The 13157-nt window shown below is 46.3% G+C and carries 11 protein-coding genes and 1 other RNA gene; 11 read left to right on the forward strand and 1 reads right to left on the reverse strand.

Translation table 11 applies throughout. The features are described from left to right. The first annotated feature begins 13 nt into the window (after positions 1–13). The 11 genes from recO (at position 14) to rnpB (ending at position 11650) form a co-directional block, all read left to right on the forward strand. Entirely contained in the window at positions 14–766 is a 753-nt protein-coding gene (gene recO / locus KSP24_RS02260) for a DNA repair protein RecO (RefSeq protein ID WP_016324557.1), read from the forward strand. 403 nt (positions 767–1169) lie between these two features. After that, the gene (gene glyQ, locus KSP24_RS02265; protein WP_013372135.1) at positions 1170–2057 is read left to right on the forward strand and encodes a glycine--tRNA ligase subunit alpha; all 888 of its coding nucleotides are present in this window, start codon (positions 1170–1172) and stop codon (positions 2055–2057) included. After that, positions 2050–4125: a glycine--tRNA ligase subunit beta gene (gene glyS, locus KSP24_RS02270; RefSeq protein ID WP_216974362.1), complete on the forward strand. Its 2076-nt coding sequence runs from the start codon at positions 2050–2052 to the stop codon at positions 4123–4125. The genes glyQ and glyS overlap by 8 nt, the downstream gene beginning before the upstream one ends. Before the next feature lie 122 nt (positions 4126–4247). After that, on the forward strand, positions 4248–4724 hold the full coding sequence (locus tag KSP24_RS02275) for a YaiI/YqxD family protein (RefSeq protein WP_025679644.1): 477 nt from the start codon (positions 4248–4250) through the stop codon (positions 4722–4724). Beyond that, a complete protein-coding gene (gene dnaG / locus KSP24_RS02280; protein WP_016324556.1) occupies positions 4717–6591 on the forward strand; it encodes a DNA primase in 1875 nt (624 codons plus the stop codon). Before KSP24_RS02275 ends, dnaG begins: the two co-directional genes overlap by 8 nt. Positions 6592–6633: 42 nt before the next feature. Continuing rightward, the gene (gene rpoD, locus KSP24_RS02285; RefSeq protein ID WP_007431230.1) at positions 6634–7767 is read left to right on the forward strand and encodes an RNA polymerase sigma factor RpoD; all 1134 of its coding nucleotides are present in this window, start codon (positions 6634–6636) and stop codon (positions 7765–7767) included. 87 nt (positions 7768–7854) lie between these two features. Then, positions 7855–8694, forward strand: a complete 840-nt coding sequence (locus KSP24_RS02290) for a hypothetical protein (protein ID WP_019688048.1) — start codon at positions 7855–7857, stop codon at positions 8692–8694. Continuing rightward, entirely contained in the window at positions 8691–9452 is a 762-nt protein-coding gene (locus tag KSP24_RS02295; protein ID WP_090738729.1) for a tRNA (adenine(22)-N(1))-methyltransferase, read from the forward strand. Before KSP24_RS02290 ends, KSP24_RS02295 begins: the two co-directional genes overlap by 4 nt. Further along, entirely contained in the window at positions 9428–10543 is a 1116-nt protein-coding gene (locus KSP24_RS02300; RefSeq protein WP_090738730.1) for a Nif3-like dinuclear metal center hexameric protein, read from the forward strand. Before KSP24_RS02295 ends, KSP24_RS02300 begins: the two co-directional genes overlap by 25 nt. Positions 10544–10605: 62 nt before the next feature. Beyond that, positions 10606–11172, forward strand: a complete 567-nt coding sequence (locus KSP24_RS02305; RefSeq protein ID WP_129549626.1) for a flavin reductase family protein — start codon at positions 10606–10608, stop codon at positions 11170–11172. Positions 11173–11251: 79 nt separating this feature from the next. After that, positions 11252–11650: RNase P RNA component class A (rnpB, locus tag KSP24_RS02310), an RNA gene on the forward strand. A 286-nt stretch (positions 11651–11936) separates the two neighbouring features. Here rnpB and KSP24_RS02315 read toward each other — a convergent pair. Then, on the reverse strand, positions 11937–13157 hold the full coding sequence (locus KSP24_RS02315; RefSeq protein WP_216974363.1) for an aminotransferase-like domain-containing protein: 1221 nt from the start codon (positions 13155–13157) through the stop codon (positions 11937–11939).

Genomic DNA, 13157 nt, shown 5'->3' on the forward strand with positions numbered 1-13157 from the left:
TGGGGGAAGAAGCATGCTTTACAGGATGGAAGGAATCGTCATCCGCAGCATGGATTACGGTGAGGGGAACAAAATTATTACGCTTTGCACCGAAAGCGGAGGCAAAGTAGGTGTGCTAGTCAGAGGCGCGAAAAAATCCAAAAGCCGTCATGCCGCTTTAACGCAGCCGTTTACGTACGGTGAATTTGTTTTTTTTCGCAACACTGGCTTAGGCACGTTGAATGCCGGTGAAATTATCCAATCCCACCATACACTGCGCGAGGATATTACAAAGGCTGCTTACGCTTCCTATGCTTGTGAATTGCTCGATCGGGTGTTACAGGATGAGGAAACAGGTGCATTTTGGTTTAAGCAGCTTAAAGCCTGCTTGGAGGCACTGGAGAGTGGCAAAGATCCGCTGATCGTCATGAGTATTTATGAATTTAAAATATTGCAGGCGGCCGGATATGCACCTCAGCTTGATGCTTGTATTTCAAGCGGTCAACAATGTGCTGATGAGGATATGTTTATCAGTCCGAGGTTAGGTGGGGTTTTGTGTCGGGGTTACAAGCATTTTGATCCGGCTGCGTTAAGTGTTGCTCCGCGTACATTGAAGTTGCTGCGCTTGTTCGCCCAAATAGATTTGAATCGACTCGGCAATATCGACGTGAAGGACTCCACCAAGCTGGAGATCAAACATGTCATGCGTCAGTTCATGGATATGCAGTTGGAGGTCAAGCTGAAATCCCGTAATTTCCTGGATCAGCTTGACAAGTACGACATGTGAAATGTGGTGTTCTCTTGACTGTATCACTGAAAACGTGTAATATCCTACTATATATCTCCTTTGGGAGCAGATGCATTGAACGAGAAAGTAACGAGACGTATTCTCTGTAGTTAGCGAGTTGGGGATGGTGTAAGCCCGGCGGGAATTGTTCGTGAACATGGCACTCGGGAGCGTCTGAATGGACACGGAAAAGAGGATTACGATCTGACTGGTGATGTAGGGTCGCAATCAAGTAGGGTGGAACCGCGGGAGTTAGCTCTCGTCCCTACGTCTGTACAGGCGTAGAGGCGGGGGCTTTTTGCTGTCTCTAGCAAGGCTTATGGAATAAATTAGCCCTGTACATATGAGTTTAAGGATTAGAAATCACCAACATTTTAGGGAATTGGAAAGGAAGCGTGTGCCCATGAATTTTCAGCAGATGATTTTAACGCTGCAACAATTTTGGTCTGAACACAACTGCATTATTGTACAGCCTTATGATACGGAAAAAGGGGCAGGCACGATGAACCCGATGACGTATTTACGTTCAATTGGACCTGAGCCGTGGAACGTAGCTTACGTTGAGCCTTCTCGCCGTCCGTCTGACGGACGTTATGGTGAGAACCCGAATCGCCTGTATCAGCATCATCAGTTTCAAGTGGTTTTGAAGCCTTCACCTGATAACATTCAGGAGTTGTATCTGGAGAGTTTGAGCCGTTTGGGCATTAACCCACTGGAGCATGATATTCGTTTTGTTGAAGACAACTGGGAAGCTCCGACGCTGGGAGCCTGGGGATTAGGTTGGGAAGTATGGCTGGACGGTATGGAAATTACCCAATTCACGTACTTCCAGCAAGTGGGCGGTATTGATGCCAGTCCGGTTGCGGTTGAAATTACGTACGGTATGGAGCGTCTTGCTTCCTACATCCAGGACAAAGAAAATGTGTTTGATTTGGAATGGGTTAATGGAATCTCGTACGGTGATGTTTTCCACCAACCAGAATTTGAGCATTCCAAATATACGTTCGAAGTATCTGATGTCAAAATGCTATTTACTCTTTTTAACATGTATGAAGAAGAGGCGAATAAAGCGATGGCGCAGCATCTTGTATTTCCAGCCTATGATTATGTGCTGAAATGCTCTCATACGTTCAACTTGCTGGACGCTCGCGGAGCCATCAGTGTAACGGAACGGACAGGTTTTATTATACGAGTGCGTAATTTGGCGCGCCAGGTCGCTGCGACCTATCTGGAGGAGCGCGAGAAGCTGGGCTTCCCGCTGTTGAAGAAAGGAGGTGCGGCAAATGTCTAAGGATCTATTGTTTGAGATCGGGCTGGAAGAAGTGCCTGCACGTTTTATCCCGAATGCGATTCAGCAGTTGAAGGAACGTATGACGGCGTGGCTGGACAGCTCGCGTATTGCTTACAGTGCTGTAGAGGCTTATGCTACACCTCGTCGTTTGGCGGTACTTGTTAAGGAAGTAGCGGAGAAGCAGGAAGATATTAACGAAGAAGTTAAAGGACCTTCCCGCAAAATCGCACTTGATGAAGCCGGTAACTGGAGTAAGGCTGCTCTAGGCTTTGCCCGTAGCCAAGGTGTTGATCCTGAACAGTTCACGTTCAAAGAACTTGGAGGCGTGGAATATATTTACGCGACCAAGAGCAGCATAGGTGTACCAACGGCAGATGTGCTGTCCGAAGGTTTACTACACATTTTACATGCCATGACATTCCCTAAATTTATGCGCTGGGCAAGTTATGACTTTAAATTTGTTCGTCCAATCCGCTGGTTGGTAGCCTTGTTTGGTAGCGATATTGTTAATTTGGAGATTGCTGGCGTACAGTCAGGGAATGTGACAAGAGGACATCGCTTCCTTGGACAGGAGGCCGTTGTAGAAAGTCCAGCGGACTATGTCGAAGTACTTCGCAAGCAGCATGTCATTGTGGACATTGAGGAACGTCAGTCGCTTATTGTGAAGCAGATTGAAGCACTTGCAGCCGAAAAAGATTGGACGATTGCGGTCAAGGATGATTTGCTGGAAGAAGTGCTGTATTTGGTGGAAACTCCAACAGTACTATTCGGTGGCTTTGACCCTGCGTTCTTGAACATTCCGAAGGATGTACTGATTACTTCCATGCGTGAACACCAACGCTATTTCCCAGTGCTGGATCGCACAGGAAAGCTGCTGCCATACTTTGTTACGGTACGTAATGGTGGCAGTCAATCGCTGGAAGTCATTGCAAAAGGAAACGAAAAAGTATTGCGCGCGCGGTTGTCTGATGCCAAATTCTTCTATGAAGAAGATCAGAAGCTGGAAATTAAGGATGCACTCTCCAAGCTGGAAAGTATCGTTTTCCACGAAGAGCTGGGAACAGTTGGAGACAAAGTGCGTCGAATTCGCCGCATTGCTGATGCTCTGGCAGAGAAGCTACGTGTTTCCCCAGATACACAGGAATCGGTTAGCCGAGCAGCAGATATCTGTAAATTTGACCTTGTAACACAAATGGTCTATGAGTTTCCGGAATTGCAAGGGGTTATGGGCGAGGATTATGCCCGTAAGGCTGGAGAGAAGGAAGAAGTGGCAAGAGCGGTGTTTGAGCATTACCAGCCGCGATTCGCAGGAGAAACGGTTCCTTCAACGAACGCTGGAGCGATTGTAAGTATCGCAGACAAGATAGATACCATTACAGGCTGCTTCTCCATCGGTATTATTCCGACAGGTTCACAGGACCCTTACGCGCTTCGTCGCCAGGCAGCAGGTATCGTGCAGATTCTGTTGGATCGTAAGCTTTCGGCTACGTTGTCTGATGTGTTCAATATCGCGCTTGATGTGCACAGCAACTTTGGAAATATGAAACGCTCCACAGATGAAATACGTAAAGAATTACATGAGTTTTTCGGATTACGCGTGAAGAAACTATTGTCCGAGACACTTCGTTATGACGTTGTAGATGCTGTGCTTTCAGCTGGATATGATGATGTTGCTTCTGTGGTTAACCGCGGAGCTGCATTAATGACTGCTGTACAAACGGGTGATGTGTTCAAGGCAACAGTGGAGTCTTTTAATCGCGTAGGTAATTTGGCTGCTAAAGCAGTTCACAAGTCAGTGAATACAGGTGAATTTACGGAACAGGGCGAGAAAAACCTATACGAAGCATGGTATGGCGCCTATGAGTCTTATTGCACAGCTTTACAGGAAGGTGATGCGACACAAGCATTGACGCTTGCTTCATCCATTACTCCTGCGGTGACGGCGTTCTTTGATTCCGTTATGGTTATGGCTGAGGATGATGCTGTACGTAATAATCGTTTGGCATTGCTGGCTGCTATTGACTCAGAATTGAAGCGTTTTGCTGATTTTTCCAAGCTTGTAGTTTAAACGTCGGTTGTGGTAGTATGAACAACTTGAAAAAATGGGTATAAATATACGGAACGGTGTAAGAGTGATCTTGCAGCCGTTCCGTATTTTACTCGAATGCGGATGCGAGATGGGGGATGCTCATGGGAGAGTCCGGAAATTTCCCGGATGTACGGATCGTTGTTGACGGGGACGCTTGTCCTGTTAAAAGTGAAATTGCAGAGACAGCTTCCCGTTTTCATATTGACGTTATTATGGTATCTTCGTATGATCATCTCATTCAGGGTAGCAAAGGCGTAAGCGTTGTTAAAGTAGACCGAAGCGACCAGAGTGCCGATCTCTATATTGCCAATCATATCCGCCGCGGAGATATTGTAACAACCAACGATTATGGTCTTGCTGCACTCGCCTTGGCAAAAGGTTGTGAAGTGATGTCTTTTCGCGGAACGATTTATCGAAACGATTCGATAGACTTCATGCTGGACCGACGCCACACTTCTGCCAAAGAACGGAAAAAAGGACGTTATGGAAAAGGTCCTAAACCGTTTACATTAGAGGATCGTGAAGTTTTTCAACATAAACTGACAAAACTTTTACTTCGCTTGCAGGAGAATGAGTAACGGTATCGAATTATATTTACGTGCTAAAGAGATGAAGGTGGTTAATATGAGTGCCGGACAAGGTAACATACCGGACGATATCATCGAGTCAGTTTTACAACATCATGATATTGTAGATACGGTAAGCAAGTACGTGCATTTGACCAAGCAGGGGAAATATATGAAAGGCCTCTGTCCTTTTCATTCCGAAAAAACCCCTTCATTCACCGTGACACCGGATCGTCAGATTTTTTACTGCTACGGCTGCGGCGCGGGAGGCAATGCCATCAAGTTTATGATGGAAATCGAAGGACTATCCTTTCCCGAAGCTGTCAGGACAATGGCAGAAGAAAGTCATATTCCGCTCGGCGAATGGCAGGGACGTGATTCATCGCATCAGCATCCTGAGTTGGACAGGCTGTTGCAAGCGTATGAACTAACATCTAAGATGTACCATTTTTTACTTAAAAATACGGAGCACGGCAAACCAGCCATGGAATATTTACGTTCACGGGGATTCAGTGACAAGATCATTGACCAATTCCAAATTGGCTATGCACCCAACCGATGGGATACGATCGTTCAGTTTCTAGAGAAGCGTTCTTTTGATCCTGTCGAGATGGAGAAGGGAGGGCTTATTTCTCCCCGACATGAGGGTGACGGATATGTAGATCGATTCAGAGATCGTATCATGTTTCCCATTTGGAATCGAAACGGAAAAGTTATTGCCTTTGCGGGCCGTATACTTGGCGAGGGGCAGCCGAAGTATTTGAACTCACCGGAGACCAAGCTATTTAACAAAAGCCGAACGCTGTACAATCTCCATCATGCTAAAACCTCAATTCGCAAGCTTCGTCAAAGTGTTCTTTTTGAAGGTTATGGCGATGTCATCTCGGCATGGGAAGCTGGCGTACAAAATGGAGTGGCCGCCATGGGGACTGCTCTAACGGAGCATCATGCTACGATGTTAAAGGGACTGTGCGACGAGGTTATTATTTGTTATGATGGTGACCGGGCAGGACAAGCGGCAGCGCTTAAAAATTTTCCGCTGTTGGAAAATGCGGGACTTCACGTAAAAGTAGCGTTGGTCAGCGACGGTATGGACCCGGATGATTTTATCCGGCAATACGGCGCCGAACGATTTCAGCGCCAAATTATCGAAAGTGCTGTTTCAACGGTGAAATTTAAGCTTATATATCTGAAAAAAAACCATATACTGCAAGAGGAAGAAGGAAGAATCGCGTATTCCCGCGAAGCATTAAATGTCATTGCACCTCTGTCATCCCCGACTGAGCGGGAAGTGTATCTGCGCGAAGTATCTGCCGAAGTCAAGGTGGATTTTGAAACCTTAAAGCAAGAATGCAATTTACTCCGTCAATCCCTGCAAAAAAAACAGAACTTTGGGGATAATAACGAAAATGGGTGGAATAATGGTAGGCATAAAAAAGGGCAGGTCTCTACGCCCAATCTGTTGCCGGCTTACCATGTGGCTGAACGCAGGCTGCTTCACTGGATGATGCAGGATTTAGAAGCTGCAGAGTATGTAGAAAAGCATCTGGGGGACGCCTTTAATATTGAGGATCATGCAGCAATTGCTGCTTATCTATATGCCTATTACGCGCAAGGGAAGTTACCGGATACAAGCCGTTTTATTTCATCTTTGCAAGACGACCGACTGGAGAAGAACGTAAGTTCGATCATGATGATGGATGCTCCAGGCGTATGGGCACCGCACATTTTGGATGATTATATTCGTCAAGTGCGAAAATTTCCATTGCAGGAGCAACTGGATTTGAAGAGGGAAGAAATGAGAACCGCTGAGCGCTCAGGTGATTTTTTGCGTGCAGCACAAATTGCAAGCGAGATTATAGCCCTAGAGAGACAATGAACACACAGAGGTCGGATGTTTCTAGGAGGAGGGAGTCGAAAGATGGCGAATGATCAGCATACTGAACTGGAGACGGAATTAACACTGGATCAGGTTAAAGATCAACTGATTGAGTTGGGTAAAAAAAGTTCCTCTCTGAACTACAAAGATATCATGGAAAAACTGTCGCCGTTTGATCAGGACCCCGAGCAAATGGATGAGTTTTATGAGCAGCTGGGTGACTTGGGGATTGAGGTTGTGAATGATAACGACGAAGAAGTTACCAGATTGCGTCAAAATGACGACCCGGAAAACAATGACGGGGATGATTTTAATTTCGATGACGATCTGAGCCTGCCTCCCGGTATTAAAATTAATGACCCGGTCCGGATGTACTTGAAGGAAATTGGTCGTGTACCGCTGCTTTCTGCAGATGATGAGGTGGAGCTTGCCAAACGGATCAATAACGGCGATGAAGAAGCTAAGCGTCGGTTGGCTGAAGCAAACTTGCGTCTGGTTGTAAGTATTGCCAAACGTTATGTTGGTCGCGGCATGCTTTTCCTGGATCTAATTCAAGAAGGTAATATGGGTTTGATTAAGGCAGTAGAAAAATTTGATTACGAAAAAGGCTTTAAATTCAGTACGTACGCAACCTGGTGGATTCGTCAGGCGATTACGCGCGCAATTGCCGATCAGGCGAGAACGATCCGTATTCCAGTGCATATGGTGGAAACGATCAACAAGCTGATTCGCGTATCGCGTCAACTGTTGCAAGAGCTGGGGCGTGAACCTACGCCGGAAGAAGTGGCTGCCGAGATGGAGCTAAGCGTGGAAAAAGTACGGGAAATTATGAAAATTGCCCAAGAACCGGTTTCATTGGAAACACCAATTGGTGAAGAGGATGACTCACATCTAGGGGATTTCATTGAGGATCAGGAAGCATTGGCGCCTGCAGATGCAGCTGCCTATGAGCTTCTGAAGGAACAACTCGAGGATGTACTGGATACGTTGACCGAACGGGAAGAGAATGTTTTGCGTCTCCGTTTTGGTTTGGACGACGGAAGAACCAGAACTCTTGAAGAAGTGGGTAAAGTGTTCGGTGTTACACGTGAACGTATTCGTCAGATTGAGGCCAAAGCGCTGCGTAAGTTGCGCCATCCAAGCCGCAGTAAGCGACTGAAGGATTTCCTCGAATAGAAGCGTAACATTGCGGACCTTCTGCGGCTTGAAGCGCGCAGAAGGTCTTTTTTTATCTCATGGCAGCCTTGGTGGAGGGGAAGAAGCTTGGACCAGGAGAAAAAACGGACAATACTGTTACATGAAATTGAGCATTGGCGGCAAAGTCGGCTGCTCCCTGAGCAATATTGCGATTTTCTGTCCAACCTGTATCGGGAAGATGAAAATCCGGCACAAAGCCAGAACCGTAACAACACCGGGCTGCTTACATATCTTCGACATGGGCATGGGATCGCCTGGCTTCTTGGTTTTGTCATTATTTCCTGCATTTGTTTGATCGGTTTTTATTTTACCGCTTTTCCGTTGGCAATGCAAATATGCTCGGCAAGTGCAGTTACTGCGATTTGCTATGGGATGGCCGCGGTTTGGCGGTCTTCCGAAAAGAGTATGAGTGCAATGTTGAGCACTTTAGGCAGTGCAATTATGCTGGGTTCAGGTGTCTGGATCATTCAGCTTCACCAAGGTGAAGCTAAGGTTTGGTTTTTAGTGCTGGTGGGTCTATGCGGTTTGATATGGTGTCTTGTGGGATTAACTTTGCGCATCAGCTTGCTTCATTACTGTGGTCTTGCTGGGCTGCTTTTAGTGTATGCGGTCCTTATAGGCCGCTATTGGCCTACAGCTACTTTAGCGATGCTTGAGGTATTTTGGATTTTACACGCAGTATTGTTGATTGGGTTAAGCTGGTGGGTACATCGCCGCTTTCCACGTTTCGCGTTGGTTTATTTTGCTATAGGCTTGACCCTAGTGTTTATGGCGGAAGCAGACACGATCGTCCTGCGCCATCAAGCAGCAGGGGAAGTGATTTTTTTTAGCATATTGAAGTTGGCTTTTGTTGTAGGAATTTTATTTTGGACTCGAAAAAAATGGATTACGTGGGTGACGTCATGAAACTTTCTCAGCGATTACAATATATTTTGGAACAAATTCCTGCCGGTAGCAGACTGGCTGATATTGGCTCGGATCACGGACTACTCCCTGTGGCTGCAGTGCGCTCCGGCAGAGTATCGCAAGCTGTAGCGGGTGAGGTCAACGATGGACCATTGCGTGCGGCTCAAAAGCAGGTGGCTGAAGCAGGTCTTACAGATCGCATTGCGGTTAGAAAAGGGGACGGCTTGGCTGTAATCAAGGCCAATGAGGTAGATATTATTACGATAGCGGGTATGGGCGGAGCCTTGATCGCTTCTATTTTGGAGCAAGGAAAAGACAAGCTTGTTTCAGTGAAACAGCTTGTTTTACAGCCCAACGTGGGCGAGGATATTTTAAGGCGCTGGCTAATCAAGCATCAATGGGTATTAACAAATGAACATATTATGGAAGAAGATGGTAAAATATATGAAGTTCTGACGGCAGTACCTGCTTCGGAAAGTTCACTGAAACAGGATGACCTGTATCGGCCATGGGAACTTTCTGGTAGTTCGCTGGTACTGACAGAGGATTTGCTGATACAACTTGGACCGTTATTGGTCAAAGCACCAAATGAAATCTTTTTTTCGAAATGGCAATTGGAGATTCGCAAGCTTCAGGATGTGCTGGCACAAGTGGCTCGGTCAGATCAGGAATCTGCGCAGCATAAGCAGGAGCAATTGCGCAAGCAAATTGAACAGCTGGAGGAGGTACTTGCATGTTTGCCAAAGGACAGACAGTAATTAGCTACATGGAGCAATTGGCTCCGAAATACTTGGCAGTTCCAGACGATAGAATTGGGCTTCAACTGGGTAGTCTGCAAAAGGAAATAAAAAGCATTTTAGTAGCCCTGGATGTCAATGATGAGGTTGTTGAAGAAGCGATCCGCATAAAAGCTGATCTCATTATTGCGCATCATGCGATTATATTCCGCCCACTTAAAGCTTTGAACACGGACCAGCCTGCAGGCAGATTGTATGAAAAGCTGATCAAGAATGATATTGCTGTCTACATCAGTCATACGAATCTGGATACGGCTGAGGACGGCATGAATGATTGGATGGCAGAAGCACTGGGGATTCAAAGTGAAGGTACGCTGGAGGATGTTCACACCGAGCAATTATTCAAGCTTGTCGTTTTCGTACCCAAAACACATCATCAACGTGTACTTGATGCCGTACTGAATGCGGGAGCTGGACATATCGGCAACTACAGCCATTGTAGCTTTAACATTGATGGTTATGGAACTTTTGTACCAGGTGAAGGTACACAGCCGTTTTTGGGTGAGCCAGGTAAAATGGAACGTAGTGAAGAGGTTCGTATTGAGACCATTGTACCGCAGGGTGTACGCAATAAAGTTGTCCAAGCGATGCTGAAGGCTCATCCTTATGAAGAGGTGGCTTATGACCTGTACCCTATGGATTTGAAAGGCCGTACCTTTGGTTTGGGACGAGTAGGCAAGCTCAAGGAAGCCCGCACGTTACGGGAGTTTGTAGATGTTGTGAAAAAAGGTCTCAACGTTGAGTATGTACGTGTGGTGGGTGACTTGGACCGTATGATCAAAAAAGCAGCCGTGCTTGGGGGCTCTGGCAGCCGTTATGTGAATAAGTCGCTTTTTAAAGGCGCTGACGTATTAGTGACGGGGGATATCGACTATCACACGGCTCACGATGCCCTGATGGCAGGCATTGCTATTATTGACCCTGGACATAACGCAGAAAAGATTATGAAGCCTAAAACCGCAGATTGGATGCGTAGACGCTTGGCCGAAGATCGATACTCAACGGAAGTATATGTATCTGAAGTGAACACCGAGCCTTTTCAATTTTTGTAAAACCTTCACATCTATGAGAAAATAAAGGAGAACTATTACATTTTTTCGTAGGGAGAGGTTGTATGCGAAAGTTGATAGCCGATTCTGTGATTCATGCCTATCCAGGGATGGTTGCAGTTGTTACTTCCCGCTATGAGGGAGTAAATAATGTCATGGCCTCAGGCTGGCATACATATATCGGATCATCACCGGGCATGTATGGCATTTCATTGAGGAAGGAAACGTATTCTTACGGACTGATTAAGAAAAGTGGAGGCTTTGGTGTTCAGTTTTTGCCTGCGCACAGATCGGAATGGATTCAGGCTGTAGGTACCTTTAGTGGTAAAGATGTAGATAAATTTCAGCAGTTTGGGATTGCATATGAGGACGGAATTTCAGTGGATGTGCCTATATTGCTGGAAGCTTATCTCGCTTATGAGTGTAAAGTAGTGGATATTCATACCTATGGAGATCATGATTGGATCGTCGGTGAAATACAGCAGACCTACCGGGATGATGAACTATTCCTAGATGAGGACGTTCCTGATTTTAGTAAGCTTTCAATTCCGTTATACGTGGGAAGGTCCGCTTATTACGTGGCAGATGATTCATTACAGAGAAAGGTACATCCGTTTTATTTGAACAAGTAAAGAGAGATCTCTATAATTTACAATATTTTCAGGGTTGTATCATGCACGCGTTCCCTGTATACTATGTAATGTTGTTCGGAAAGTTTGACAGACAATCGCTGGTGGCATAAGCCACGAGAGGAAAGTCCGGGCTCCATAGGGCAGGATGCTGGATAACGTCCAGTCAGCGCGAGTTGAAGGATAGTGCCACAGAAATGGACCGCCGATGGCCGCTTGCGGCACAGGCAAGGATGGAACCGAGGTGTAAGAGACCCCGAGGAACGCTGGTGACTTCGTTCCTGGTAAACCCCATCTGGAGCAAGACCTAAAGGGACACAGCTTCTTCGCGAAGCAGCCTTAGCCCGAGGCGTGTCTAGGTTGGTCGCTGGAGCTGGATAGCAATGTTCGGCCTAGATAGATGATTGTCGCTTTTAGTGGGAGGGTAGTTCCCGTCTGTACCACGAATAGCACAGAACCCGGCTTACGGAAAACTTTCCCCACTGCAACACCTTAAAATGTATGAATTTATTTTTTGTTAATGACCTGTTTGCATGAGAAACCTTTAATCCAAATGTATTTATTACATTAAAAAGGGTGCTTCATATTCCTGTGGGAATCATGAAGCACCCTTTTTAATTTTCAGCCGGATTACGCAGTCCGCTATATCTATGGAATGAAGCCCCCAACATAGTCAACGGGGGCTTTATTGTATTTACACTCTCCTGACGCAAAAACGTGCGAGGACGAGGCATGTAGTCAGCGTAGCGTGCATTTGAAGCTGGAGATTAACGTACGCTTTTTACCACATTTTTCTCCATATACAGCTTCAGTGCCCGATCCAATCGGTCAACTGCTTTTGGAAGTAAGGCAGGATCGGTATGCGTGAAGTTGATTCGCATATGGTTACTGCCGCTTAAGTCAGCATAGAAGACTTGTCCAGGGACAAATGCGACCCCTTCCTGAATCGCTAGTTGCAGCAACTGATCAGAACGGAAGCCTTCAGGTAAGGTAACCCACATAAACATGCCACCAAGTGCATCATTCCAAGTGATTCCTTCCCATTGACGTTCTCTCATTAACGATGTAAGACGCAACATCCGAGTGTGATACTCAGCGGACACGGTACGTATATGTCCCTCCAAATCAAAGAAGTCCAACAGCTCATTCAAAGCACGCTGGTCAATACTGCTGGAGTGCAGATCGGCAGATTGTTTGGCATTTGCGGTCTTAACGACGATGGCTTGATCGGCTACCAACCATCCAGAGCGAACACCTGGAGCGACAGTTTTAGAGAATGTAGAAGTGTACATTACATGACCATCGCCACCTAGCTGTTGATCAATAGAAAATAGGGATGGGAAGTTAAGGTTTTCATCAAATTTGAGCCGTCCGTAAGGATCGTCTTCAAAAATCAAAGTTCCGTATTTACGGCATAGCTCAACAACGCCTGTTCTGCGTTCCATACTCCATACACTTCCTGCTGGGTTGGAGAAGGTAGGGATGACATACACGAATTTTGGCTGATGCTGTTTGATCTTGGCCTCAAGATCATCTAATTGCATACCGTTAGCGTCTGTATTTACACTTACAATGTTAGCGCCATAGGAATTGAATACCTGAAGAGCTGCCAAATAAGTAGGGGACTCCACCAATACTGTATCCTGCGGATCAAGCAACACACGTGAAACTAGATCAATGGTCTGCTGCGAGCCTGTTGTCATGAGGATGTTATCTCTGGTGACGGAGATGCCTTGGGATGACATGATTGCTGCCAGACGTTCCCGTAGAGGAATGTATCCCTCGGTTAGGCCGTATTGAAGTGCGGTAGTACCGCCGAGGCGGAATACCCGCTCATAGGCTTTAGCAACCGCTTCGACGGGAAAGAAGGCATCGGCCGGAAGGCCACCTGCGAGAGATAATACATCTGTTCCCTGTGTCAGCTTCAAAATGTCCCTTACCATGGACGAGCCCTGAGTACGAGCCATAACCGAAAATTTGTATTCCAA

The organism is Paenibacillus sp. AK121 (genome assembly GCF_019042715.1).
Classification (GTDB): Bacteria; Bacillota; Bacilli; order Paenibacillales; family Paenibacillaceae; genus Paenibacillus; species Paenibacillus polymyxa_C.